This window comes from Leucobacter tardus (genome assembly GCF_017583045.1).
Classification (GTDB): Bacteria; Actinomycetota; Actinomycetes; order Actinomycetales; family Microbacteriaceae; genus Leucobacter; species Leucobacter tardus.
In genome coordinates, this window is record NZ_JAGFBF010000005.1 from 698,873 (window position 1) to 723,707 (window position 24,835).

Genomic DNA, 24,835 nt, shown 5'->3' on the forward strand with positions numbered 1-24,835 from the left:
TCGGTGGGACAGCAGCGTCGTACGCTCGGATCCTGCGGCCCGAGGACGCGCCGCCCGCACACCATCACCGTTCACCCGAGGGAGCACGCCATGACCGATCACCAGACCTGGAAGTTCGAGACCCAGCAGATCCATGCCGGGCAGGTGCCGGATCCGGCGACCGGAGCACGGGCGCTCCCCATCCACCAGACCACCTCGTTCGTCTTCGAGAGCACCGACCAGGCGGCGAACCGGTTCGCGCTCGCTGAAGGCGGCAACATCTACACCCGCATCACGAACCCGACTCAGGCCGTGGCCGAGGAGCGCATCGCCGCGCTCGAGGGCGGCACCGCGGCACTGCTGCTCGCGAGCGGTCAGGCGGCAGCGACCTACGCGATCCTCAACATCGCCGGAGCCGGCGACCACATCGTCTCGTCCGCCTCGATCTACGGGGGCACCTACAACCTCTTCAAGTACACCCTCGCGAAGATCGGCATCGAGGTCACCTTCGTGTCCGACCAGGACGACCTCAGCGAGTGGCAGCGAGCGGTGCGTCCGAACACCAAGGCGTTCTTCGCCGAGAGCATCGCGAACCCGCGCGTCAACATCCTCGACATCACCGGCGTATCCGAGGTCGCGCACGAGAACGGCGTGCCGCTCATCATCGACAACACGGTCGCGAGCCCCTACCTCATCCGTCCGATCGAGTACGGGGCCGACATCGTGCTGCACTCGGCGACGAAGTTTCTCGGCGGACACGGCACCACCCTCGGCGGTGTCATCGTCGACGGCGGCAGGTTCCCCTGGTCCGAGCACGTCGACCGGTTCCCCGGCCTCACCGAGCCCGACCCGTCGTACAACGGCGTCAGCTACACCGGCGTCCTCGGGGACGGCATCGCCTACGTCATGAAAGCGCGTGTGCAACTGCTCCGCGACATCGGCGCCGCCGTCGCCCCCAACAGCGCCTGGTTGCTGTTGCAGGGCATCGAAACACTCTCGCTGCGGATGGAGCGGCACGTGCAGAACGCGCAAGAGGTCGCCGAATGGCTCGACGCGCACGACGACGTGGCGACGGTCTACTACGCCGGTCTCCCCTCGAGCCCGTGGTACGCGGCGGCGAACCGGTACGCGCCGAAGGGCGTCGGCGCCGTGCTCTCCTTCGAGCTCAAGGGAGGAGTGAACGCCGGGAAGGCACTGGTGGAGGGCGTCGAGCTGTTCAGCCACGTTGCCAACATCGGCGACGTCCGGTCCCTCATCATCCATCCGGCGTCGACCACGCACTCGCAGCTCACTCCCGAGCAGCAGCTCGTCGCCGGCGTCACGCCCGGACTCGTGCGCCTGTCCGTCGGCATCGAGAACATCTCCGACATCACCGCCGACCTGGAGCGGGGATTCGCCGCAGCGCGCGAGGTCGTCGCCCGCGCACGCGCCGAGGCGTAACCGCCCGATCGACCGCGCAGCCCGGCGAGCGTCACATTCGCCCGCCGGGTCGCGCTTCGCGGCAGAATAGAGGGCTATGGACTGGCAGACTCCCGAGGACTCGTTCCCGACGGATTTCATCACCGATGCGCAGTTGCGGGCGATCATCGGCCGCCCACCCGTCTCGGGCGGATGGAGCGAAGGCGACCCGGTCGGCGAGCGCGCCTTCGCCTCCATCGGTTCGCTCACCACCGAGTCCGGCAGCGAGCTCACCGGGGCCAAGATCGCCTTCGAGCAGTTCGGCGAGCTCTCCGCCGCGCGCGACAATGCCCTGCTCGTGTTCCACGCGCTCACCGGCGACAGCCACCTCGTGGGACCCGCCGGTCCCGGCCACCCCACCGACGGCTGGTGGTCGGAGATCGTCGGTCCGGGCAAGTATCTCGACACCGACCGCTACGCGGTCTTCGCCCCGAACGTTCTCGGCGGGTGCCAGGGATCGACCGGCCCGGGAACGCTCGGGCCGGATGATCGGGAGTGGGGCAGCCGGTTCCCCTACCTCACGATCCGAGACCAGGTCGCTGCAACGGCTCGCTTCGCCGACCACATCGGCGTCGACCGCTTCGCCGCCGTCATCGGCGGCTCGATGGGCGGCATGCACGCCCTCGAATGGGCGCTCACGCACCCCGACCGCGTCGAGCGTCTGGCGGTGATCGCAGCGCCCCCGGTCACGACCGCCGACCAGATCGGGCTCAACCTCGTGCAGCTCGAGGCGATCCGTTCGGACCCCTCCTTCCGCGGCGGCAACTACTATGATGCGCCCGGCGGTGTCGGCCCCCATCACGGCCTCGCCACCGCGCGCCGGCTCGCGCTGCTCAACTACCGCAGCAACACCGAGCTCGACGACCGGTTCGGCCGCACCTGGCAGTCGGCGGTGAGCCCGCTCGGCTCCGGCGGACGCTTCGCGGTCGAGTCGTACCTCGACTTCCACGGCAACAAGTTCACGCGCCGCTTCGACGCGGGCAGCTACGTCACGCTCGTGCAGGCGATGAACTCGCACGACGTGGGGCGCGGGCGCGGCGGCGTCGCCGAGGCGCTCAGCCGACTCACGCTCCCGACGCTCATCCTGGGCATCCCGAGCGACCGCCTGTTCACCGTCGATGGTCAGGATCTCATCGCTCGGCACGCCCCGGGCAGCCTCGACGGCGACCGCGCCACCCGCATCGACTCGCCGTTCGGTCACGACTCGTTCCTCATCGAGTCCGACCTCGTCGGAGCCCAGCTCGGCCGACTGCTCGCCTCGTGAGACGACCGTGCGGCGGTCGGCGGCGGTCATCGCGGCGATAGGATCATGTCCATGACGCTTCCCCTCTACGTGCTCAACGGTCCGAACCTGAACCTGCTCGGTGTGCGCGAGCCCGAGACGTACGGCACGACGACGCTCGCCGACATCGAAGCGCTGTGCCGGAAGCACGCCGCCTCGGCGGACTTCGACATCGTGTTCCGGCAGAGCAATCATGAGGGTGAGCTCGTCGACTGGATCCAGGAAGCGCGCGACCACGGATCGGGCATTCTGCTGAACCCCGCGGGGTACACGACGACGTCGATCGCGATCCTGGATGCGCTCATCGCGTCCGAGTTGCCCGTCGTCGAGGTGCATCTCACGAACATCCACCGTCGCGAGGAGTTCCGTCATCACTCGTTCGTCTCGAAGGCGGCCGATGCCGTCATCGCAGGGGCGGGCCCGCAGGGCTACGCGTTCGGCATCGCGCACCTGACCGAGCTCGCGGGTCGTCGAGCGCTGTAAAGCATCCCGCGTGACGAGGCACGCCGCGTCGCGTCCAGCGCGCACTGAGCGGGTACCGGTGCGACTCCCATGCATCTTTCATGGTGCTCCCACCTTCGACGCATAGGCTCAATCCCGTAGCGCGTCGCAGTTCCCCTGCGGCGTTTTCCAGGTTGATTGATGGGCGACGCGAGGAGGGATTCGGAGTGACGCAGTGGAGGCTTCCCGGCGCGAGTCGGCGGAACGCCGTGATCGGCGCCGCCGTGGTCCTCCCGCTCGGGTGCACGCTCGGCCTCGTCGCCTGTTCGGCTCCAGCGCACGAGCTCTCCAGCACCGAACTGCGCGCTGCTTCCGGCTCCGACATGGTCGAATCGCCGTCGCAGCAGGTCTACGGCGTCGACGACGTCGATGTGGTCTCGCCCGGTCTCGACGCGGCTGCGGAAGAGCGCATGGAAGAGGTGGATTACGACGGGTCGCTGACGTTGAGCGACGGCGTCATCACGGATGCCGAGTTCTCCGTCACCCTCGAGCAGCACCCCACGGTCAGCTTCACGCTGACGGAACCGCTGGTGCTGCGACGCGAGGGCGGCGACGGGGTCCCGATGAACGCGGTCGGCACCCTCACCGTGGGCACGTACGAGCGGCACGGCACCTCGGTCACGCTGACTCCCACCTTCGCCGACGCCGACCGCGCCGAAGTGGATGTCGAGATCGGTTCGTTGAACACCGTCTTCCTCCCGTCCGAAGCGAACGGATACAGCGGTGAGGCGGGCGCGGCCCCGTCCGAGGGACTCGACGCCATCACCGCACGCATCAGCCTCGTCGTCGACGAGTCCTAAGAGCACTCGCCGCGGCACGGCCCACGAGATTCAGGCGAACCGCTGACGCCGGGTCGCATCGTGCACCTCGCCGACGAGTTCTTCGATGACGTCTTCCAAGAACACGACGCCGAGTTCGGCGTCGTTCGCGTCGAACACGCGGGCGAGATGAATGCCGCGGGCCTGCATCCCCGCCAGCACATCTTCGATATCCGTCTCGGCGCGCACGGCGAGCATCTCGCGGATGCGCTTCGGCGGTATGGCCTGGTGCACGCGATCCTCTCCGAGGCGGAGCAGATCCTTGATGTGCACGTAGCCGTCGAACGCACCCGCCTCATCACGGATCGGATAGCGCGAGAACCCGTGACGCGCGACCGCCGCCTCCACGTCGGCCGGTGTCGCGCCGGGATCGAGCGTCACCAGATCGACGCTCGGCACGAGCAGGTCGCTTGCGCGCTTCGCCGTGAACTCGAACGCCGCGCTCAGCGCGCCACTGCGGTCCTCGAGCACGCCTTCACGCGTGGAGTGGTTCACGATGCTCGCGACCTCCTCCAGAGTGAACGTGCTGTTCGTCTCCGACACGGGTTCGACGCGGAACAGTCGGAGCACGCCATTCGCGATGGCATTCAGCGCGGCGATGAGGTGCCGGAAGATGCGCGACACCATCACGAGCGGCGGCGCGAGCAGCAGCACGGCCTGATCCGGCAGGGAGAACGCCGCGTTCTTCGGCACCATCTCGCCGAAGACGACGTGCAGGTAGGAGACGCCCACCAGCGTCAGCACGAACGCCGTGATCGACACCGCCTCGGGCGGGAGTCCGGTCCAAGCGAGCGGGCCCTCGAGCAGATGGTGGATCGCCGGTTCGGACACGTTCAGGATCAGCAGGGAGCAGACCGTGATGCCGAGCTGGCTGGTCGCCAGCATCAGCGTCGCATGCTCCATGGCGTAGAGCGCGGTGCGCGCGCGCTTCGAACCAGCCTCCGCGCGCGGCTCGATCTGCGATCGTCTCGCCGAGATGACCGCGAACTCGGCGCCCACGAAGAAGGCGTTGAACATCAAGAGGATCACGAGCCACAGGATCCCCGCCCAGTCGCTCATGCCTGCTCCTCCTCATCGATCACGGCTTCCGGAAGCGGAGCGCCGGTGTACCTCAGGCGCGCGATGCGGCGGCCCTCCATTCGCTCCACCCGGAGGGTGCCGGAGTCGGGAACCGAGACCTCGTCGCCGATCACCGGCATGCGTCCGAGTTCGCTGAGCACGTAGCCCGCGATGGTGTCGTAATCGTCGTCCTCGGGGATGTGGATCCCGGTCTGCTCCAGCACCTCGTCGGGGCGGAGGTCGCCCGGAAGGGTCATGCTCTCGGCCGTGCCGACCACACCGGCGCTCGCACGGTCGTGCTCGTCGGCGACCTCGCCGACGAGCTCTTCGACCAGGTCTTCGAGGGTGACGATCCCCTCGGTTCCGCCGTACTCGTCCACCACGATGGCGAGCTGGAAGCCTTGGGACCGCAGTTCTTCGAGCAGCTGGTCGAGGCGCATCGTCTCAGGCACCCGCACCGCGTCTTCGACCAGCGCGGCGACGGGTACCTCACTGCGCTTCGCGCGCGGGACCGAGATGGCCTGCTTGACGTGCACGACCCCGACGATGTCGTCGCGATCCTCATCGATCACGGGGAACCGGGAGAAGCCGGTTCGTCCGGCGAGCTCGAGCACCGCCTGAGCGGACTCCAGCTTCTGCAGACTCTCGACGCGCAAGCGCGGAGTCATCACGTCTCCGGCCGAGCGCTCGGAGAACTTCAGCGTGCGGTCGAGCAGCGTCGCCGTGTCGGCTTCGAGGAACCCGGCGCTCGCCGAGTGCCGCACGAGCGACGACAGCTCTTCAGCGGTGCGCGCGCCTGACAGCTCTTCCTGGGGCTCGATGCCGAGTGCGCGGAGCAGACCGTTGGCGCTGCCGTTCAGGGTGACGACGGCAGGCTTGAAGGTCGTCGTGAACGCCGCCTGAGCCGGCATCACCACACGCGCGGTGCCGAGCGGCTTCGCGAGCGCGAAGTTCTTCGGCACGAGCTCGCCGACGATCATCGAGAACACGGTGGCGAGTGCCACGGCGATCGGAGCGCTGATCGCTCGACGCAGTTCTTCCGGTACGCCGAGCGCGCCCAGGGGGCCGTCGAGAAAACCGCTGATCGCCGGCTCGAGGGTGTATCCGGCGAGCAGCGTCGTCAGCGTGATGCCGAGCTGCGCACTCGATAGGTGCGTCGAGGTGTGCTTGAGCCCGCGCACGACGATGCCGAGGCCGCGAGTACCGCGCGCTTGCTGTCGTTCGACCTCTTGCCGGTCGAGCGCGACGAGCGAGAACTCGGCGGCGACGAAGATGCCGGTACCCGCCGTCAGCACGATACCGATCAGCAGCAGGAGCCAGTCGCTCACCGGCGCCTCCGCTCAGGAGTCCGCGCTCTCGCGCGGCTGGTACTCGGAGGGTCGGTATCTGCCGTGCGTCGCGGGGCCTGGTCCATGATGAGCGTTACTGTAGCAAAAACTTCTCCGAGGCGGGAGTCCGACGCTCACGCGGCGTTCCGCAAAACGGCGTAGGCTAGTGACCATGCGCGTCGAAGCGCGCGGGAATGCGGAATCCACGGTGAAAGGAAGTCGGTTTGGCTGAGCGGACGAGCACCCCCGTACCGGGGGGCTCCGCAGAAGATTTCGGTGCGAACGTGTGGTTGGTAGAGGAGCTCTACAAGCAGTTCGTACAAGACAAGAACTCAGTCGATCGGTCCTGGTGGCCCGTGCTGGAGCAGTACGGCGGCGAGCAGCAGGCCGCCGCGGACAGCTCGTCGGCGACGACACCGGAGGCGGCGTCCACGGGCGCGTCGGGCTCCACGGGTGCGCCGACGCAGGCGTCGCCCACGCAGTCGGGGTCGGCCTCCGGCCCCTCGACCGCCCCCGTATCGACGGCCACGCAGCCGGCGAAGACGACGAACGCCGCACCCCGGAGCGCGCCGATCCCCGCCGACGCACCGCGCACCACGCCGAACATCGACGTCGTCGATGAAGCTCAGGCGGACGACGTCAAGGCCCTCAAGGGCATGGCGCGCACGCTCTCCAAGAACATGGACCAGAGCCTCACCGTGCCGACCGCGACGAGCGTGCGCACGATTCCGGCGAAACTACTCATCGACAACCGCATTGTCATCAACAACCACCTCCGCCGGTCCCGTGGCGGCAAAGTGTCCTTCACGCACCTCATCGGGTGGGCGCTGATCCAGTCACTGAAAGACTTCCCGAGCCAGAACGTGTCGTACGCCGAGGTCGACGGCAAGCCGTCCATCGTCGTTCCCGCGCACGTCGGACTCGGCATCGCCATCGACGTGCCGAAGCCGGACGGGACGCGCTCGCTGCTCGTCCCCTCGATCAAGCGGGCGGACACGCTCGACTTCAACGAGTTCCTGGTCGCCTACGAAGACCTGGTGAAGCGTGCGCGCGACAACAAGCTCGGCGCCGGCGACTTCCAGGGCACGACGATCTCCCTCACCAACCCCGGTGGCATCGGCACCGTCCACTCGGTACCCCGACTCATGCAGGGTCAGGGTTCGATCATCGGCGCCGGCGCGCTCGAGTACCCCGCGGAGTTCCAGGGCGCCTCGCAGGAGGTGCTGACGCGCCTCGCCGTGTCGAAGACGATCACGCTCACCAGTACCTACGATCACCGGGTGATCCAGGGCGCCGGGTCGGGCGAGTTCTTGAAGCTCGTGCACGAGCGCCTGATCGGCAAGCACGGCTTCTACGAAGAGATCTTCGCCGCGCTCCGCATCCCCTACAAGCCGGTGCAGTGGGCCTCCGACATCCACGTCGACATCTCGGGCGCCGTCGACAAGACCGCTCGCGTGCAGGAGCTCATCAACTCCTTCCGCGTGCGCGGCCACCTCATGGCCGATGTCGACCCGCTCGAGTACCAGCAGCGCACCCACCCCGACCTCGAGATCGAGTCGCACGGCCTCACGTTCTGGGACCTCGACCGCGAGTTCGTCACGGGGGGCATCGGCGGGCAGCGCACCATGAAGCTGCGCGACATCCTGGGCGTCCTGCGCGACACGTACTGCCGCAAGATCGGCATCGAGTACATGCACATCCAGGATCCGGATCAGCGGCACTGGCTCCGTGAGAAGCTCGAAGTGCCATACGCGAAGCCGAGCCACGACCAGCAGATGCGCATCCTCGAGAAGCTCAACGAGGCCGAGGCCTTCGAGACCTTCCTGCAGACGAAGTACGTCGGGCAGAAGCGCTTCAGCCTGGAGGGCGGCGAGTCCGTGATCCCGCTGCTCGACGCCATGCTCGTCGACGCCGCGGACGACGGTGTCGACAGCGTCGACATCGGCATGGCGCACCGCGGTCGGCTCAACGTGCTGTCGAACATCGCCGGCAAGACCTACGGACAGATCTTCCGCGAGTTCGAGGGGGCGCAGACCTCGAAGTCCGGTTCGGGCGACGTCAAGTACCACCTCGGCACCTCGGGCACCTTCACCGCCCCCAATGGCACTCAGGTGCCGATCCACTTGGCGGCGAATCCCTCGCACCTGGAGACGGTCGACGGGGTGCTCGAGGGCATCGTGCGCGCGAAGCAGGATCTGAAGCCCATCGGCTCCTTCACGACGCTGCCGATCCTCATCCACGGCGATGCCGCGATGGCCGGTCAGGGTGTCGTGTACGAGACCCTGCAGATGTCGCAGCTGCGCGGCTACCGCACCGGCGGCACGCTGCACATCGTCATCAACAATCAGGTGGGCTTCACCACCCTCCCGCTCGACTCGCGCTCGTCGGTCTACTCGACCGACGTGGGCAAGGTCGTTCAGGCGCCGATCTTCCACGTGAACGGCGACGATCCCGAGTCGGTGGTCCGCGTCGCGCAGCTCGCGTACGAGTTCCGTCAGCGGTTCCACAAGGACGTCATCATCGACCTCGTCTGCTACCGCCGTCGCGGGCACAACGAGGGCGACGACGCGTCGATGACCCAGCCGCTGATGTTCGACCTCATCGAGGCGAAGCGCTCCACCCGCCGCCTCTACACGAGCGCGCTGGTCGGACGCGGCGACATCACCGAAGAGGAGTACGAGAAGGCGAAGCAGGACTTCCAGTCCCGCCTCGAGGAAGCGTTCCAGGAGACGCACGCCGCGCAGACGGGCGCGATCCCGGTCATCGACCAGAACGGGATCACCACCAGGGTCGACGCTCAGAGCGCCCCCGTCGAGAAGATCGAGACCGCCGTGGACACGAGCGTGATCGAACGGATCGGCGACGCCCACCAGAATCAGCCGGACGGGTTCACGGTGCACCGCAAGCTGCAGCAGCTGCTCGACAAGCGCGTGCAGATGAGCCGCGACGGCAACATCGACTGGGGCTTCGGCGAGTTGCTCGCGCTCGGCTCACTGCTCATGGAGGGCACCGCCGTGCGCGTCGCGGGGCAGGACGCGCGACGCGGGACGTTCGCGCAGCGGCACGCCGTGTTCCACGACCGTTCCAATGGTCAGGAGTGGCTGCCCCTGCTCAACCTGTCGGACGAGCAGGCACGGTTCTGGATCTACGATTCGCTGCTCTCGGAGTACGCCGCCGTCGCGTTCGAGTACGGCTACTCGCTGCAGCGCGAGGACGCACTCGTCGTGTGGGAAGCGCAGTTCGGCGACTTCGTGAACGGCGCGCAGTCGGTCGTGGACGAGTTCATCTCGTCGGCCGAGCAGAAGTGGGGGCAGCAGTCCTCCGTCGTGATGCTCATGCCCCACGGGTACGAGGGTCAGGGCCCGGATCACTCGTCGGCTCGCATCGAGCGCTTCCTGTCGATGTGCGCCGAGGACAACATGATCGTCACGCGCCCCTCCACGCCGGCGAACTACTTCCACCTGCTGCGCCGACAGGCGTACGCACGTCCGCGGAAACCGCTGCTGGTGTTCACCCCGAAGTCGATGCTGCGCCTGCGCGGGGCCACGTCTTCGGTCGAGGAGTTCACCGAGGGCACGTTCCGCCCGGTCATCGACGACCCGATGATCGAGGACCGCAGCCAGGTCACGCGCGTCGTGCTGACCTCGGGCAAGGTGTACTACGACATGCGCACCGCGCTCGAGAAGAACCCCGATCCGCGGGTCGCGCTCGTGCGGGTCGAGCAGTTCTACCCGATCCCTGGCATCGAGCTCGGTCGCATCCTCGCGCAGTACTCGGGTGCCGAGCTGGTGTGGGTGCAGGACGAGCCGGAGAACCAGGGCGCCTGGCCCTTCATCTCGCTCGAGCTGTCGAAGCAGCTGGCGAACGACCGCATCCGTGTGGTGTCTCGCGCGGCATCGGCGGCGCCGTCGACCGGTTCCGCAAAGGTTCACGCCGTGGAGCAGGAGGCCCTGGTCGCCGCAGCGCTCCGCTTCGAGAACGAGGCGTAAGCGCGCGAGGCCCCGGCTCACCCGCACGGGTGGGCCGGGGCCTCGCTGTGTCCGGAGGCCGGGAGCCTGAGTCGAGACCCTCAACCCGGGGCCCCGACCGCCGACTCAGAGTGCGTCGAAACGCCGCTCGAGCCCGAGCCGCATCGCGTCGGCCAGTTCGCGACCGAGTCGCGCCGTACGCGTCTCCAGACTCTCCACCTCAGCCGTTCCGGCCTGCTCATCCCCCCAGTCCGCGGTCGCGGCGAAGACGCCGGTCGGCATCGGGAAGGTGCGCAAGTACGTCATGAGCGGACGCATGGCGTAATCGATCACCAGCGAATGGCGCGCGCTCCCGCCGGTCGCGCCGAGCGCCACCGGGATCCCCTGCAGCGCTTGCGGCTGCACGAGGTCGAGGAACGATTTCACGAGACCGGACACCGACCCGTTGAAGACCGGCGACACCAGCACGATGCCGTCAGCGGTCTGCAGTCGCTCGAGCGCATCGGTGAGCGCCGCATCGGCGGTGCCCTTGACGAGCCGGTGCGCGATCGCCACGGCGAGGTCTCGGAGCTCGATGACGGCGACCTCGGCACCGCAGCCGTGCGCGGCGAGGGCGCGCTCGACGTGCCCGGTGACGCGGTCGGCGAGTCGCCGCGAGCTGGACGGGGTGCCGAGTCCGCCGCTCACCACGACGACGCGGGCGATGGCGGCGTCCGACCCCGCGGTCACGCGGCGCCTCGAGCGCCGTGGTCGACGTCCCGGGTCTCGGCGCAGACGAGCTTCTGGGCGAGCGCGCGCAACTGCATGAGCTCATCGTCGCTCAAGCGGCTGGTCAGCGCCTGAGCGACATCCTTCGCGTGCGCCGCACCGATCCGGCGCTGCAGCGATGCCCCCTCCGATGTGAGCGAGAGCAGGGCTCCCCGTCCATCCCTGGGGTCGGGGCATCGGTCGATCAAGCCGTCGGAGACGAGACGGTCGACGACCCTGCTGAGCGACGGTTGCGACATCATGAGCCGGTTCATCAGATCGCGCTGCCGCACCCCGGACTCCCCCCCGAGCGACATCTGGTAGAGCACATCGTATTCGCGCGGATTGCGGCCGGCCCAGACGGGCGCCTGCTGGAATCGACGGAAGAGCGTGCTCTGCGCCCGGAACAGCGCCTCCCACGATTCGACGGCGAGCCGCTCACTGGCGCTCACGCCGCGACCTCGGCCGACGCATCGGCGCGTGCCTGCTGCCGCGGGTGCCGCGGCGTCTCGGGCACGTCGGCGGGCCGGCCGATCGCGAACTCGCGACGCAGCACGGGCAAGACCTCTTCGCCGAACAGATCGAGCTGTTCGAGCACCGTCTTCAACGGCAGGCCCGCGTGGTCGATGAGATAGAGCTGCCGCTGATAGTCGCCCGCCCAGCTGCGGAACGCGAGGGTGCGGTCGATGACCTCCTGCGGGCTGCCGACGGTCAGCGGGGTCTGCGACATGAAGTCTTCGAGCGACGGGCCGCCCCCGTACACCGGAGCATGATCGAAGTAGGGCCGGAACTCGTCGATCGCATCCTGCGAGTTCTTCCGCATGAAGAACTGACCGCCGAGACCGACGATGGCCTGGTGCGCCCCTCCGTGTCCGAAGTGCTCGTAGCGTTCGCGGTAGATCGAGATGAGCCGCGCGAAGTGCTCCTTCGGCCAGAAGATGTTGTTCGCGAAGAATCCGTCGCCGTACGACGCCGCCTGGTGCGCGATCTCAGGGCTCCGGATCGATCCGTGCCAGACGAAGGGAGCGACCCCATCGAGCGGACGCGGCGTCGACGTGAATCCGCGCAGCGGGGTGCGGAACTGGCCCTCCCAATCGACGACGTCCTCCGACCAGAGTCTGCGCAGCAGGGCGTAGTTCTCGAAGGCGAGCGGGATTCCCTGGCGGATGTCCTTACCGAACCACGGGTAGACCGGGCCGGTATTGCCGCGACCCATGACGAGATCGACACGACCGTCCGAGAGATGCTGGAGCGTCGCATAATCCTCGGCGATCTTGACCGGGTCGTTCGTCGTGATGAGCGTCGTCGCGGTCGAGAGGGTGATGCGCTCGGTCAGCGCCGCGATGTGCGCGAGCGTGGTCGTCGGCGAGGACGGGAAGAAGGGCGGGTTGTGATGCTCGCCCGTCGCGAAGACGTCCATGCCGATCTCTTCGGCTTTCCGAGCGATCGCGACGTGCGCCATGATGCGCTCGTGCTCGGACTGCGTGATGCCCGTGGTCGGATCAGGGGTGAGGTCCCCCACCGAGAACACACCGAATTCCATGGTGCTGCTCCTGCCTGGCGCTGTGCCAATTTATATTCAGATGAATCTATTCTACGCGCTCACCGCAGATCCTTCAACCTGCGCCGTTCGCCGCCGCGGGGTCGGCGGTGACGCGGTACGCTCTGATGAGTGCGACACCGCCGGAAGTCGCCCGTCGAAGGAGAGGGTTCCGTGACCACCTGGCAGATGCCCATCGAAGGACACGAGCAGTCACGCCTGTGGCTCGCCTGGCCGACCACCGGATACACGCTCGGCGACACCGAGGCCGAGGCCGAGGAGGCCAGGCGCACCTGGTCCGCCGTCGCGAACGCGGCGAGCGAGTTCCAGCCGGTGACCGTCGTCGTGCATCCGGGCGACGAGCCGGTGGCGCGACGCTATCTGTCGGGGTCGATCGCCCTGCTGACGGCACCGCTCAACGACGCCTGGATGCGCGATATCGGGCCGAGCTTCGTCATCGGTGACGACGGGCGCCTCGGCGCGGTCAACTTCGTATTCAACGGCTGGGGCGCGCAGGACTGGGCGACCTGGGATCATGACCAGCACATCGGCCGCATCGTGGCCGAGGCGGTCGGCGCCGAGCGCATCGACTCGGAGATGGTCAACGAGGGCGGGGGCATCCAGGTCGACGGCACCGGACGCGTCGTGCTCACCGAGACCGTGCAGCGGGATCCGGGTCGCAACCCCGGCTGGACCCGCGCACAGGTCGAGGCGGAGCTGCAGCGCACCATCGGCACCACGAGCGCGCTGTGGCTGCCGCGCGGGCTCACCCGCGACCACGACACCTTCGGCACCCGCGGTCACTCCGACATCCTCGCGGCGTTCGCCACCCCGAACGTGCTGCTCATGCACCGGCAGGACGCCGAGAACCACCCGGACCACGTCGTCGCGCGTACCAATCGAGATGTCGCGGCGCAGTGGGTCGCCGACACGAGCGCCGGTATCGAGATCCTCGACCTTCCGGCTCCGTCCGTACTCACGGACGAGGAGGGCGTCGTCGACTACAGCTACATCAACCACGTCGTCATCAACGGCGCGGTGCTCGCGTGCGCTTTCGACGACCCGGCCGATGACTTCGCACTCGGTGTGCTCCGCGATGTCTACCCTGGCCGAGAGGTGATCGGGATCGACGCCCGCCCGCTGTTCGCCCGCGGCGGCGGCATCCACTGCATCACGCAGCAGCAGCCGAAGACGGCTCACTGATCGGGATGGCGGCGGTGGTGCCGGCCCTCATCGGGGCACCGGCACCACCGTCACATCTCGGATGCCTCGCGCGTCCACACTGACGGTCATGAACGTGCAGACGGGCTGACGCCGACGATCCGTCGGTGAACCCGGGTTCAGCAGGCGCATACCGTTCGGCGCCGTCGAGTCCCAGGGAATGTGGCTGTGCCCGAATACCAGCACGTCGACGTCGGGGAACGCGGACTCCATGCGGCGCTCACGCCCCTGCTTCGCCCCGGTCTCGTGCACGACCGCCCACCGATGACCCTCGATCTCGACGCGAGCGACCTCGGGCACCCGGGCGTGCAGCTCGGGACCGTCGTTGTTCCCCGCGACGCCGACGAGCCGGGGCGCACGATCCTCGAACGCGTCGAGGGTCGCTTCATCGACCCAGTCCCCCGCGTGAATCACGATGTCCGCGTCCGCGATCGCGGCCCAGAGCGCAGCGGGCAGCGCTTTCGCGCGCTTCGGCAGGTGGGTGTCCGCGACGAGGACCAGCGAGGTGGACATGACGCGCGGCGCCTACCGTTTCGCGTCAGGGGTGCCGATCCGATCCCCCGATTCGATGTCGAAGAGGTGCACGCGGGCGGCGACCGGCAGCACGGACACCTCGTCTCCGGCGTCGGGGTGGTCGCGTCCGTCAACCCGGACGACGAGCGGCGACTGCTCACCCGTCAGGTCGACATCGGCGAAGAGGTATCCGTCCGCCCCGAGCTCCTCGACGAGCGTCGCCGTGATGGAGATCCCCTGGCCGCCTGCTCCCGACACCACGAAGTCCTCCGGTCTGACCCCGACGGTGACCCGATCACCGGCGATCGCATCGCGCACCTCGGGCGCGAGCGGCACATGTGCGGTGCCGAAGACGAGACCCTGCTCGTCGACGCTGGCGGTGAAGAGGTTCATCGCGGGGCTGCCGATGAACCCGGCGACGAAGGTGTTCACCGGGTGATCGAGCAGCTCGCGCGGTGTGCCGACCTGCTGCAGCACGCCGAGCTTCATCACCGCGATGCGATCGCCCATCGTGAGCGCCTCGGTCTGGTCGTGCGTGACATAGACGGTCGTCACCCCCAGCTCGCGCTGCAGCGAGGCGATCCAGGTTCGGGTCTGTACGCGGAGCTTCGCATCGAGGTTCGAGAGCGGCTCGTCCATGAGGAACACTCGGGGTTCGCGCACGATCGCCCGACCCATGGCGACGCGCTGCCGCTGCCCGCCGGACAGCGCCTTGGGCTTCCGGTCCAGGTACTCGGTGAGCCCGAGCTGCTCGGCGACCTCTTCGACGCGGGTGCGTCGCTCCTCCTTGCCCACACCGGCGATCTTCAGCGCGAACCCCATGTTCTCGGCGACCGTCATGTGCGGGTAGAGCGCGTAGTTCTGGAAGACCATCGCGATATCGCGATCCTTCGGAGAGACGTGCGTCATGTCCTCATCACCGATGAGGATCCGACCGCTCGTCACCTCCTCCAGCCCCGCGAGCATCCGGAGGGCGGTGGATTTGCCGCACCCCGACGGCCCGACGAGTACCAAGAACTCGCCGTCCCCGATCGTCAGGTCGAGGTCGGTGACCGCCGGCCGCTCCGTGCCGGGGTAGTGCAGAGTCGTGCTGTCGTAGATGACGCTCGCCATTGAAATCGTTCCTCTCTTCCACCGGCAGGTACGTGCCGGACGATCCTTCGTGAAAGTGCTGTGCCAGACGGATCTGACACGATCAGTCTGGCACAGTCCTCACCGGATTTCGAGGAAACGAGTCGGAAGACGACTCACCACAGCACGGCGAGCGCGACGTTCACCGCCGAGAGGCCGGCGATCGCGCCGAGCGCCCCGCCCGAGATCCTCGTCCGCTTCCGGTTCACGAGCACCAGCGCGATGATCGCGATGAGTACGAGGAGCTTGACGCCGATCTTCGCGTTGTTCGGCGCTCCGCCGAGCGCATACATCATGCCGACCAGAGCGAGCCCGGTGACGAGCAGCAGCAGGCTGCCGTGCAGCATGCCGGCGCTCACCTTCGCGGTTCCGAGCTTCACGTTCGGCAATTGGGCCAGAGCACCACCCATCACCACACCGAAGCCGATGATGTGCAGAACGACGAGAACACCGTACAGAATCTCCATGCCGTCAGCGTATCGATAGGCGGGTAACGAAACGCTGGTCTCCGGCCTCGCTCACTCGATGGCCAGGGCCGCGACCGGCGACACGCGCGCCGCCCGCCTCGCCGGTGCCACCGCGGCCACGGCTGCCAGCAGCACGCCGAACACGACGATCCCAGCGAGCACCGGCCACGGCAGCGTGGGAGCCGTCAATCCGGCCTCGGAACCCATCAGGGACTGCGCAGCCGTCCACCCGTAGATCGTGCCGAGCAGCAGCCCGAAACCGAGCGCGACCACAGTCATCTGCGCGCTCTCGATCGCGACCATCGACCGGATCTGACCCCCCGAGAAGCCGAGCGCGCGGAGCAAGCCGAATTCGCGCGTGCGCTGCAGCACACCGAGCGACAGCGTGTTCACCATGCCGACCGCCGCGATGAGCGCCGAGAAGCCGACGAGTCCGCTGAACACGGCCGTGGTCACGGCGAGCGTGTCCCGCAGCACGACTTCCATCTCAGGATCCTGCGCGAACATCTGCAGGGTCATCTGCTCGTAGGTCGCGAGCGCGACCGCGAACATCGTCACCAGCGTGACCCCGATCACGAGTCCGATGGTGGCACGCGCGCTGCGCTCGGGAAAGCGGATGGCATTGGCTCCGGCGAGACGGCCGGTGGGCCCGCCCGCGAGGGGCAGCGCCGCCCACCGCAGGAGCGGCGGCATGATGAGGTGGGCCCCGACAGCGATACCCGAGAACGAGAGCACTCCGCCCCAGAAGGCGACGAACAGGCCCATCGGACCGACGAAGCCGAGCAGGATCCCCGCGGTCAGGAGCGCGGCTCCGCAGGCGATGAGCGCGATCGCGACAACCGTGCGCCCGGTGCGGCGCACGGAAGCGGCCTGCGGCAACTCGACCGCCGCTCCGGTGGCGGCCACCGGGGAGACGCCGGCAACGCGGCGCGACCCCGCACGGGCGGCGATCCACGTCGTGAGCGCGACCACGCCGACGGCGACGAATGCCAGCGGGTGGAACACCGGGTACTCCCGACCCGCGGGCAACCACCCCCAGCCCGGCCCCCACTGCACGATCCCGACGATGAGACCGACCGCGAGGGCTCCGCCGACGAGCGCTCCGACGCACCCCATGAGCAGCCCTTCGGCGGCCACGCGACGCCGCACCTGCTGCGCCGTCGCTCCGATCAGGCGGTAGAGCGCGATGGTGCGCACCCGCCCCGCGATGATCGTCGCGAAGGTGTTGGCCGTGACGATGGCTCCGACGTAGAGGGCGATGAGGATGAAGACGGCGCTCACGATCATGAGCATGAGCCAGAAGGTGCCGCTGGCGTCGACGAGATCCGGATCCAGCGCGGCGGTGAGCACCCCGGTCCCGAGGATCAGCGCGACGGCGAACAGGCCGGACAGCGCGGAGACGGTGACCGTCGCCGCGTGCTCGCGGAGACCGGCCGGCGGTCGCCCCGCGGATCGGGATCCGCCTCCCCCGCCGCTCACGCCGACACCGCCTCGAGGCTCAGCATCATCTCCGAGATCCGCTCGGCGCTCATCGCCCGATGATCGGCGACGATGCGGCCATCGGCGAGAAACAGGATGCGGTCGGCATGGCTCGCGGCGACGGGGTCGTGGGTGACCATCGCGATGCTCTGCCCCGAACCGATGACCGCGGATCGGAGCAGGCGCAGCACCTCTCGGCCGGTGCGCGAGTCGAGCGCCCCGGTCGGCTCATCGGCGAAGATGATATCGGGTTGCGTCGCGAGGGCGCGTGCGATGGCGACGCGCTGCTGCTGCCCGCCCGAGAGCTCGTGCGGGCGGTGCCCGACGCGATCCGTCAGTCCGAGACCGGCGACGAGCGCATCGATCCGATCGCGCTCCTCGCGGTTCGGGCCGCGACCCCCGAGCTCGAACGGGAGCCGCAGGTTGCCCCGCACATCGAGCGTCGGAACCAGGTTGAACGCCTGGAAGACGAACCCGATGCGACGGCGGCGCAACCGCGTGAGTTCCCGGTCGCGCAGGTGGGTGATCTCGTCGTCACCGAGCCACGCACTCCCCTCGCTCGCCGAGTCGAGACCGGCCATCACGTGCATCAGGGTCGACTTGCCCGACCCCGACGGTCCCATGATGGCGGTGAACTCGCCCCGGCGGATCCCGATCGACACGTCATCGAGCGCCGTGACGCGCTGAGCGCCGCTGCCGTAGTACTTGCTGAGGTGCGCGACGCGGGCCACGAGGCCCATGCTGCTCGTCTGAATCTCCATGCCTTCGACGCTACGGACGCCGTCGCTTCGGTGCGTCAGACTCGAGTGCCGCGCCGGTGGTCCCGGGGTACCGTGTGCGGCACACGAGTTCGGGCGTGCCGCGCCGCTCCGTCCAGGAGCGTGCGGCACACCCCCCTGTCAGTGGGCGAAGTGGCGCTCGCCCGTGAAGTACATCGTGACCCCCGCGGCGTCGGCCGCGGCGATGACCTCTTCGTCGCGCACCGATCCGCCGGGCTGCACGACGGCGCGGACTCCGGCGTCGAGCAGCACCTGCAGGCCGTCGGCGAAGGGGAAGAACGCGTCCGACGCGGCGACGGAACCCGACGCCCGCTCACCGGCCCGCTCGACCGCGAGTCGACAGGAATCGACGCGGTTGACCTGTCCCATACCGACGCCGACGGAGGCGCCGCCGCCGGTCAAGAGGATTCCGTTCGACTTGACGGCCCGGCACGCGCGCCAGGCGAACTCGAGCTCCGCGAGCGTCTCGGCATCGGCCGGGGTCCCCGTTGCGAGCGTCCACGCGTCGGCGGGCGCGAACGACCGGTCGGCGTCCTGCACGAGGAACCCCCCGGAGACCTGACGCAGCTCGACGGGATTGGGGACGAAGTCCGCGGGAAGCGCGATCAGCCGGATGTTCTTCTTCTGGGTCAGGATCTCGAGCGCCTCGGGCTCGAACGCCGGCGCGACGATGACCTCGGTGAAGATCTCGGCCACCGTCGCCGCCATGGCGCGCGTCACGGGCCGATTGGCGGCGATGACCCCGCCGAATGCGGAGACCGGATCGCAGGCGTGCGCGAGCTCGTGCGCCGCCGCGATCGGGTCGGTCGCCGACTCGGGCGCGACCGCGATGCCGCACGGATTGGCGTGCTTGATGATCGCGACCGCGGGGCGCTCATGGTCGAAGGCGGCGCGCACGGCGGCGTCGGCATCCACGTAGTTGTTGTACGACATGGGCTTGCCGTGCAGTTGCGCAGCCTGGGCGATGCCGGCCCCCTCGTTCTCGGTGAAGATCGCGGCGCGCTGGTGGCTGTTCTCGCCGTACCGCAGCACGGACTCGCGCAGTCCGAACACCTCGTACCCGACGTACCCCTCGACGGTGTCGAAGAGGCTGTCGATGGACGCCTCGGTCGGTCCACCGGCGGTGTCGGACGCGTCCGCCTCCGCCGCGGCATCCCACCCCTGCTCGTCCTGCTCGAGGAACCAGTTCGCGACCGAGGCGTCGTAGTTCGCGGTGTGGACGAACGCTTCGGTCGCGAGGGACCGACGCAGCGCCAGGGTCGTGCCGCCGTTGCGTACCGCGCCGATGACCTCGGAGTACCGGCCCGGTGACACGACGATCGCGGCGTTCGCGTGGTTCTTCGCCGTGGCACGCACCATCGCCGGTCCGCCGATGTCGACGTTCTCGATGACGTCGGCGGCCGGTTTGCCCGCGGCGACCGTCTCGTCGAACGGGTAGAGGTTCACGACCACGAGCTCGAACGGCGCGAACCCGAGCTCGTCCATCTGCCGACGATGATCGGCGAGCCGGAGATCGGCGAGCAGGCCCGAGTGGACCGCGGGGTGCAGCGTCTTCACCCGACCGTCGAGCGCCTCGGCGAAGCCGGTGACCTCCGCCACGTCGGTCACAGCGTGGCCCGCGTCGCGGATCGTCGCCGCCGTCGACCCCGTCGAGACGATCTCGACTCCCGCCTCGGTCAGTGCCGCGGCGAGTTCGAGCAGCCCGCTCTTCTCGCTCACGGAGATGAGTGCCCGGCGCACCGGGATCTGATCGCGGTGCTCGTACAGGCTCGGGTCGTGGCTCTGGACTGCCATGTGGCTCCTCAAGTGTGGGGATGTGGGGTGATGGGATGCTCGGATGCGCCGACGGGCAGCTCCAGTGCGCCCGACGCGATGTCTCTGACCGTGGCGACGAGCAGCGGACGCTCGATCTGCTTGATGCGCTCGTGGAGTTCGTTCTCCGGCTCTCCCGGAACGATGGCGACTCGAGCCTGGCGCAGCACAGGGCCGGTGTCGACGCCCTCATCGATCACGTGCACCGTGACCCCGGTCTCGGCCGCACCCGCGGCGAGCGCGTCACGGACCGCGTGCGCGCCCGGGTAGAGCGGGAGGAGGGCCGGGTGGGTGTTGATCAGGCGAGGCGCGAACGCGCGGACGAAGCCGGCGGGCAGGATCCGCATGAGCCCAGCGCTCACGACGAGGTCGGCACCGGACTCGCGAATGCGACGAGCGAGAGCGTCCCCCCACGCTTCGCGGGATGCGAAATCGCGCGGGCGGACGATGGCGGCCGGAATGTCCGCCGCAGTGGCGTGCGCCAGGCCCTCAGCGTCGGTGTCGGCGAAGACGGCGACGACGCGTGCCGGGAAATCGGGGTCGGCTGCGGCGTCGAGCAGCGCTTTCAGATTGCTTCCGCCGCCGGAGATGAGAACCGCGAGTGACAGCACCACGACAGTCTACCCCGCCGACGGATGACAGCCGGTGCGTGCTCGTCCGGTCAGCGGGACCCCGCGTGCACGACCTCGCGGGCGAGTGCCAGGGGTCGTGTCCGCGCGAACAGCGCGTCCTCCTGTGCCGCCCACGACTCCCAGTGCGGGCGGAACAGATCACCGTCGCGGGTCAGCGCCCGTTCACGACGCTCCTCCGCCGGACAGTCCACCCACACGGCGTGCACGGCTCCCGCGCCTCCGCCGCCCGCCCAGCGCGCGGCGGCCGCGAGCGTCTCGGCGGAGAGCGCGCCGCAGCCCTCGATGACGAGTCGCCGTGGTCGATCGAGTGTCACCTGCTCGGCGAATGCCGCAGCGTGCCAGTCATACCGCGCGTACGCGCGCGCGTCGAGCGCCGGCGCGAGCGCCGCCGATCCCGCGGCGAGGCCGCCCCACCCGGGGTACAGGTCCTCCACCGGAAGGATCGCGGCACCGAGCAAACGGGCGAGCCCCGCGGCGAGCGAAGTCTTTCCCGAACCCGAACGCCCATCGATGACGACGACGCTCGGCGGTCCGGAGCGGGTCGCGCGCAGACGGTCGTGGACGCGGTGGGCGAGCCCGAAGAGCTCGGCCCCCAGCGGGCTTTCGGGACACGTCATGATGCGTCCTCGGGGGCGTCCCATGTCACCAGCCGCCCCTGTTCCATGCGGATCACACGGTCGGCGACCGTGCGCGCCTCCGTTTCATCGTGGGTGACGAGAATCGCGGTGGTTCCGGTGCCTCTCAGCATCGCGGCGAGGTCATCGGCGAGCCGGTCGCGGAGCGCACGGTCGAGCGCGGAGAGCGGTTCATCGAGAAGGAGCAGGCGCGGTTGCGGTGCCAGCGAACGGGCGAGCGCGACCCGCTGGCGCTCCCCTCCGGAGAGCTCGGTGACCGATCGTTCCGCCGCTCCCGGCAGCCCGACGAGTTCGAGCAACGCGGTCACCCGCGCCTCCCGTTCCGCGCGCGGCACCCGCTGCACGCGGAGGCCGTAGGCGATGTTCTCGGCGACGCTGCGATGGACGAAGAGCTGCCCGTCCTGGAAGACGAGGCCGAAGGAGCGTCGATGCGGTGGGACGCTCGCCAGGTCGTCCCCCGCCCAACGGACGGTTCCGGAGACGAGCGGTTCGAGTCCGGCGATGGCGCGCAGCAGCGTGGACTTGCCGCACCCGGACGGGCCGAGGAGTCCGACGACCTCACCACGGGCGACGGTGAACGTCACCGCGTCGACCGCCGCGGGGTGCGGCGACCGCCGCCGACCGTCGGCGTACCGCACCGTCGCCCCGTCGACCGACAAGCCGTGTTCCGTTCGCGTGTCCGCTACCATTCGCCGCCTCCGCTATTCGTGCGCCACCGCTCGGCGACCATCATGATTCCCGCCGTCAGCGCGGCCAGTACGACGGCCGCGGCGAGCGCCGTACCGTAGCTGCCCATCGCTTGGTGTCCGATGAGCTCCGCGACGACCACCGGGAGCGTCTGCGCCCCGGGCCGGACGAGAAAGGCCGTCGCACCGAATTCGCCGAGCGACGCGGCGAGCGCGAAGCCGAGGGCCAACCCGGCTGACCGACCGAGCATCGCGAGATCGATGGTCGTGAGCACGCGCCACGGGGATGCGCCGAGCATTGCCGCGGCGTCGCGCTGTCTGGGGTCGATGCCGCGGAGCACGGGCAGGATCGTCCGGACCACCAGCGGGAGCGCCACGAGAGCCTGAGCGATCGGGATCAGCACGACCGAGGTGCGCAGATCGAAGCCGACGCCGAGCGGCTGATGCATGGTGAGCAGGAGACCGAAACCGACGGTCACCGCCGAGACGCCGAGGGGCAGCATGACGAGGGCGTCGAACGCGCCGATACTGCGTCGCAGACCTGCCGATCGGGGTCGCCGGGAGAGGACGAGTGCGACGAGCGTGCCGAGGACCACGGCGATCGCGGTCGCGATGAGCGCGATTCCGATCGACCGCCCGGCCGCCTGCAGCACCGACCCGATGATCGGGGACTCCGGCGGGGGGACGACGAGGTTCACGTAGTTCTGCACCGAGAAGCCACCGCCGCTGGCCTGGAAGGAGCGCGCGAGCAGGGTGAGGATCGGCAGTCCGTGCAGCAGCAGCGCGGTCGCGGCGAACACCGCGAGCACGGGGAGGTGCCGCATCCCCGGCCGCACGCCTTCGTGCTGCTCGCTGCGCATCGCGACCGCGCGCTCACGGGTCCGGCGGAGTTGCGACGAGACGATCAGGGTGAGGATCACGATCGCGAGCTGCGCGAGGGAGAGCACGGCGGCCGACCGCAGATCCAGGAACTGCACCGTCAGCTGGTAGATCTCCGTCTCGATGTTCGCGAACCGCCTGCCGCCGAGCACCAGCACGATCCCGAACGACGTCGCGCAGAACAGGAACACGAGTGCGGCCGCGGAGGCGATCGCGGGGCCCAGTGCCGGGAGGGTGATGGTGCAGAACACCCGCGTCGGACTCGCCCCGAGCATGCGCGCCGCCTGCTCGGTACGGGAGTCGAGCTGGGACCAGAAGCCGCCGACGGTCCGCATCACGACCGTCACGTTGAAGAACGCGAGTGCCGCGACGATGACGGGCAGCGAGCGCTCGAGGCCCGTCCACGCGAGGGGACCGCCTGTGCCGAACAGTGCGGTGAACGCCACGCCGACGACCACGGTCGGCAGCACGAACGGCACGGTGAGCAGCCCGCGCAGCACCGTCCGCCCTGCGAACGTCAGTCGGTAGAGCACGAACGCGGCCGGGAGTCCGAGTGCGAGCGACAGCACCGTCGCCAGACCGGCCTGCGTGAGCGTGTGCCCGATGACCTGCCAGGTGCGCGGGTCCGAGAAGACGGCGGGCACACCGCTCGCATCGAACGCGCCGTCGGCCGTGAACCCGGTCGCGAGCAGCGCGACGACGGGCCAGACGAAGAAGAGAGCGAGGAAGACGAGCGGCAGCGCGGCGGCGATCCCCCAGGCGAACCGCCCGCGCATCAGCCCGCCGAGGATTCGGCGACCGTGTCGGCGACCGTCTTCTGCCACTCCGTCAATCCGGCCGCCACGTCGGCGCTCGGCAGATCATTGGGCTCATCGGGCAACGGCGCGTGCTGCTCCCACTCGGCCGGGACCGCGGCATCGGGGTCGACCGGGTACATGTACATCGTCTCGGCGATGGTGTCCTGGAACTCGCCAGACAGGAGGTAGTCGACGACCGCCCGCGCTCCTTCGGGGTTCTCGGCGCCTGCGAGCACACCGGCGTACTCGACCTGACTCGAGCAGGTGCTGAGCAGCGCAGCGCTCGTGGAAGACCCGTCGTCGGCGATCGTCGCCGCAGGCGAGGAGCTGTACGAGAGCACGATCGGGCGGGTGCCGCCCTCGCCGCCCTGGGAGAACTGCCCGTAATAGGCGTCGCTCCACCCCTGTTCGATCCGCGCACCGTTCTCGACGAGGTCGCTCCAGTAGTCCGCGTAGGCGTCTTCACCGAAATGGGCGACGGTTCCGACGAGGAACGACGCACCCGTCGACGAGGCGGCGGGGTCGAGCAGTACCGTGAGGTCGCGATACTCGGGCTGCAGCAGGTCCTCGTAGGTCTCAGGGGCGTCGATCCCCGCATCGGCGAACCACGCGGTGTCGATGTTGAAGCAGGTGGCTCCACGGTCGACCGGCACGAGGGCCTGCGATCCCTCGACCATCAGATCGGCGGCACCCTCGGGCAGATGCTCCGTGCTCGTCTCCTCTGCGACACCGGCGTCCACGACTCGCGATGCGAAGATCTGATCGACGCCGAAGAACGCGTCGCCGAGGGGCGCGCCCTGAGTGAGCACCAACTGATTGGCGAGCTCGCCTCCGTCGCCCGATCCCAGAACCTCGACGTCGTAGCCGGTGGCAGCGCTCGCGGCTTCGGCGAACGCCTCGTTCGGGAAGGAATCGTGGACGATCAGGGTGACCGCCCCCGAAGCCTCGGTGTCGGATCCCGCGTCCGACGAGCATCCGGCGAGCACGAGAGCCGCGGTTCCGGTGAGGGCGAGAGCGGTGAGTACGGCGCGACGGCGCGGCACGGGAGTGCGCATGGGCATCATGAGGGCTTCCTTCCTCCGCTGGTGTGAACCAGATCAGGTTGAACGGTCGAAGCTCGCGAG

At 68.9% G+C, this 24,835-nt stretch carries 22 protein-coding genes; 6 read left to right on the forward strand and 16 right to left on the reverse strand.

Annotation, left to right across the window (positions count from 1 at the left end; translation table 11 throughout):
• Positions 1-90: 90 nt before the first annotated feature.
• The 4 genes from J4H85_RS10220 (at position 91) to J4H85_RS10235 (ending at position 4,020) form a co-directional block, all read left to right on the forward strand.
• Positions 91-1,419: a bifunctional o-acetylhomoserine/o-acetylserine sulfhydrylase gene (locus tag J4H85_RS10220; RefSeq protein ID WP_208239299.1), complete on the forward strand. Its 1,329-nt coding sequence runs from the start codon at positions 91-93 to the stop codon at positions 1,417-1,419.
• A gap of 76 nt (positions 1,420-1,495) precedes the next feature.
• A complete protein-coding gene (metX, locus tag J4H85_RS10225; RefSeq protein WP_208239301.1) occupies positions 1,496-2,701 on the forward strand; it encodes a homoserine O-acetyltransferase MetX in 1,206 nt (401 codons plus the stop codon).
• Between the two features lie 51 nt (positions 2,702-2,752).
• Entirely contained in the window at positions 2,753-3,202 is a 450-nt protein-coding gene (gene aroQ / locus J4H85_RS10230) for a type II 3-dehydroquinate dehydratase (RefSeq protein WP_372440201.1), read from the forward strand.
• A gap of 185 nt (positions 3,203-3,387) precedes the next feature.
• A complete protein-coding gene (locus J4H85_RS10235) occupies positions 3,388-4,020 on the forward strand; it encodes a hypothetical protein (protein WP_208239305.1) in 633 nt (210 codons plus the stop codon).
• A gap of 30 nt (positions 4,021-4,050) precedes the next feature.
• Here J4H85_RS10235 and J4H85_RS10240 read toward each other — a convergent pair whose 3' ends face one another.
• Positions 4,051-5,097: a hemolysin family protein gene (locus J4H85_RS10240; RefSeq protein WP_208239307.1), complete on the reverse strand. Its 1,047-nt coding sequence runs from the start codon at positions 5,095-5,097 to the stop codon at positions 4,051-4,053.
• Entirely contained in the window at positions 5,094-6,425 is a 1,332-nt protein-coding gene (locus J4H85_RS10245) for a hemolysin family protein (RefSeq protein WP_208239309.1), read from the reverse strand. Before J4H85_RS10245 ends, J4H85_RS10240 begins: the two co-directional genes overlap by 4 nt.
• A gap of 224 nt (positions 6,426-6,649) precedes the next feature.
• Here J4H85_RS10245 and J4H85_RS10250 point away from each other — a divergent pair, with 224 nt between their 5' ends.
• Positions 6,650-10,414 carry a multifunctional oxoglutarate decarboxylase/oxoglutarate dehydrogenase thiamine pyrophosphate-binding subunit/dihydrolipoyllysine-residue succinyltransferase subunit gene (locus J4H85_RS10250; RefSeq protein ID WP_208239311.1) on the forward strand — a complete coding sequence of 1,255 codons (3,765 nt, stop codon included), beginning with the start codon at positions 6,650-6,652 and terminating at the stop codon, positions 10,412-10,414.
• Between the two features lie 105 nt (positions 10,415-10,519).
• Here the strand turns inward: J4H85_RS10250 and J4H85_RS10255 are convergent, their stop codons facing one another.
• From J4H85_RS10255 to J4H85_RS10265, 3 genes are read right to left on the reverse strand one after another with little or no spacing between them, the layout of a single operon-like run.
• Positions 10,520-11,122, reverse strand: a complete 603-nt coding sequence (locus J4H85_RS10255) for a CE1759 family FMN reductase (RefSeq protein ID WP_208239313.1) — start codon at positions 11,120-11,122, stop codon at positions 10,520-10,522.
• Entirely contained in the window at positions 11,119-11,592 is a 474-nt protein-coding gene (locus J4H85_RS10260; RefSeq protein ID WP_208239315.1) for a MarR family winged helix-turn-helix transcriptional regulator, read from the reverse strand. Before J4H85_RS10260 ends, J4H85_RS10255 begins: the two co-directional genes overlap by 4 nt.
• Positions 11,589-12,683 (reverse strand): LLM class flavin-dependent oxidoreductase, encoded by a 1,095-nt coding sequence (locus tag J4H85_RS10265; protein WP_208239318.1) that lies wholly within the window; start codon positions 12,681-12,683, stop codon positions 11,589-11,591. Before J4H85_RS10265 ends, J4H85_RS10260 begins: the two co-directional genes overlap by 4 nt.
• 171 nt (positions 12,684-12,854) lie before the next feature.
• On the opposite strand from J4H85_RS10265, the gene J4H85_RS10270 reads away from it, so the two are divergent.
• The gene (locus J4H85_RS10270; protein ID WP_307863603.1) at positions 12,855-13,883 is read left to right on the forward strand and encodes an agmatine deiminase family protein; all 1,029 of its coding nucleotides are present in this window, start codon (positions 12,855-12,857) and stop codon (positions 13,881-13,883) included.
• A 27-nt stretch (positions 13,884-13,910) separates the two neighbouring features.
• Here the strand turns inward: J4H85_RS10270 and J4H85_RS10275 are convergent, their stop codons facing one another.
• From J4H85_RS10275 to J4H85_RS10325, 11 genes are all read right to left on the reverse strand, one after another.
• The gene (locus J4H85_RS10275; protein ID WP_208239320.1) at positions 13,911-14,414 is read right to left on the reverse strand and encodes a metallophosphoesterase family protein; all 504 of its coding nucleotides are present in this window, start codon (positions 14,412-14,414) and stop codon (positions 13,911-13,913) included.
• Between the two features lie 12 nt (positions 14,415-14,426).
• Positions 14,427-15,527 carry an ABC transporter ATP-binding protein gene (locus J4H85_RS10280; protein ID WP_208239322.1) on the reverse strand — a complete coding sequence of 367 codons (1,101 nt, stop codon included), beginning with the start codon at positions 15,525-15,527 and terminating at the stop codon, positions 14,427-14,429.
• Positions 15,528-15,661: 134 nt separating this feature from the next.
• Positions 15,662-16,012, reverse strand: a complete 351-nt coding sequence (locus tag J4H85_RS10285) for a hypothetical protein (RefSeq protein WP_208239324.1) — start codon at positions 16,010-16,012, stop codon at positions 15,662-15,664.
• Between the two features lie 51 nt (positions 16,013-16,063).
• Complete coding sequence (locus J4H85_RS10290; protein WP_208239326.1) at positions 16,064-17,491, reverse strand: ABC transporter permease; 1,428 nt, start codon at positions 17,489-17,491, stop codon at positions 16,064-16,066.
• Positions 17,488-18,252, reverse strand: coding sequence for an ABC transporter ATP-binding protein (locus tag J4H85_RS10295; protein WP_208239328.1), 765 nt, complete (start codon positions 18,250-18,252; stop codon positions 17,488-17,490). Before J4H85_RS10295 ends, J4H85_RS10290 begins: the two co-directional genes overlap by 4 nt.
• Before the next feature lie 138 nt (positions 18,253-18,390).
• On the reverse strand, positions 18,391-20,064 hold the full coding sequence (gene purH / locus J4H85_RS10300) for a bifunctional phosphoribosylaminoimidazolecarboxamide formyltransferase/IMP cyclohydrolase (protein ID WP_208239329.1): 1,674 nt from the start codon (positions 20,062-20,064) through the stop codon (positions 18,391-18,393).
• 8 nt (positions 20,065-20,072) lie between these two features.
• Complete coding sequence (purN, locus tag J4H85_RS10305; protein WP_208239330.1) at positions 20,073-20,693, reverse strand: phosphoribosylglycinamide formyltransferase; 621 nt, start codon at positions 20,691-20,693, stop codon at positions 20,073-20,075.
• A 50-nt stretch (positions 20,694-20,743) separates the two neighbouring features.
• Positions 20,744-21,331, reverse strand: a complete 588-nt coding sequence (locus J4H85_RS10310) for a nucleoside/nucleotide kinase family protein (protein ID WP_243893607.1) — start codon at positions 21,329-21,331, stop codon at positions 20,744-20,746.
• Complete coding sequence (locus tag J4H85_RS10315) at positions 21,328-22,008, reverse strand: ABC transporter ATP-binding protein (RefSeq protein WP_307863604.1); 681 nt, start codon at positions 22,006-22,008, stop codon at positions 21,328-21,330. Before J4H85_RS10315 ends, J4H85_RS10310 begins: the two co-directional genes overlap by 4 nt.
• Positions 22,009-22,031: 23 nt before the next feature.
• Positions 22,032-23,690: an ABC transporter permease gene (locus J4H85_RS10320; protein WP_208240422.1), complete on the reverse strand. Its 1,659-nt coding sequence runs from the start codon at positions 23,688-23,690 to the stop codon at positions 22,032-22,034.
• Complete coding sequence (locus J4H85_RS10325) at positions 23,690-24,775, reverse strand: thiamine ABC transporter substrate-binding protein (protein WP_243893608.1); 1,086 nt, start codon at positions 24,773-24,775, stop codon at positions 23,690-23,692. The genes J4H85_RS10320 and J4H85_RS10325 overlap by 1 nt, the downstream gene beginning before the upstream one ends.
• Positions 24,776-24,835: the final 60 nt, after the last annotated feature.

What these genes read in the sequence shown, in the direction of transcription:
- J4H85_RS10320 (WP_208240422.1), bottom strand. Translation starts at nt 23,690, where the DNA reads ATGCGCGGGCGGTTCGCCTGGGGGATCGCCGCCGCGCTGCCGCTCGTC.
- purH (WP_208239329.1), bottom strand. Translation starts at nt 20,064, where the DNA reads ATGGCAGTCCAGAGCCACGACCCGAGCCTGTACGAGCACCGCGATCAG.
- J4H85_RS10310 (WP_243893607.1), bottom strand. Translation starts at nt 21,331, where the DNA reads ATGACGTGTCCCGAAAGCCCGCTGGGGGCCGAGCTCTTCGGGCTCGCC.
- aroQ (WP_372440201.1), top strand. Translation starts at nt 2,753, where the DNA reads ATGACGCTTCCCCTCTACGTGCTCAACGGTCCGAACCTGAACCTGCTC.
- J4H85_RS10265 (WP_208239318.1), bottom strand. Translation starts at nt 12,683, where the DNA reads ATGGAATTCGGTGTGTTCTCGGTGGGGGACCTCACCCCTGATCCGACC.
- J4H85_RS10275 (WP_208239320.1), bottom strand. Translation starts at nt 14,414, where the DNA reads ATGTCCACCTCGCTGGTCCTCGTCGCGGACACCCACCTGCCGAAGCGC.
- J4H85_RS10285 (WP_208239324.1), bottom strand. Translation starts at nt 16,012, where the DNA reads ATGGAGATTCTGTACGGTGTTCTCGTCGTTCTGCACATCATCGGCTTC.
- J4H85_RS10220 (WP_208239299.1), top strand. Translation starts at nt 91, where the DNA reads ATGACCGATCACCAGACCTGGAAGTTCGAGACCCAGCAGATCCATGCC.
- J4H85_RS10295 (WP_208239328.1), bottom strand. Translation starts at nt 18,252, where the DNA reads ATGGAGATTCAGACGAGCAGCATGGGCCTCGTGGCCCGCGTCGCGCAC.
- metX (WP_208239301.1), top strand. Translation starts at nt 1,496, where the DNA reads ATGGACTGGCAGACTCCCGAGGACTCGTTCCCGACGGATTTCATCACC.
- J4H85_RS10280 (WP_208239322.1), bottom strand. Translation starts at nt 15,527, where the DNA reads ATGGCGAGCGTCATCTACGACAGCACGACTCTGCACTACCCCGGCACG.
- J4H85_RS10325 (WP_243893608.1), bottom strand. Translation starts at nt 24,775, where the DNA reads ATGATGCCCATGCGCACTCCCGTGCCGCGCCGTCGCGCCGTACTCACC.
- J4H85_RS10240 (WP_208239307.1), bottom strand. Translation starts at nt 5,097, where the DNA reads ATGAGCGACTGGGCGGGGATCCTGTGGCTCGTGATCCTCTTGATGTTC.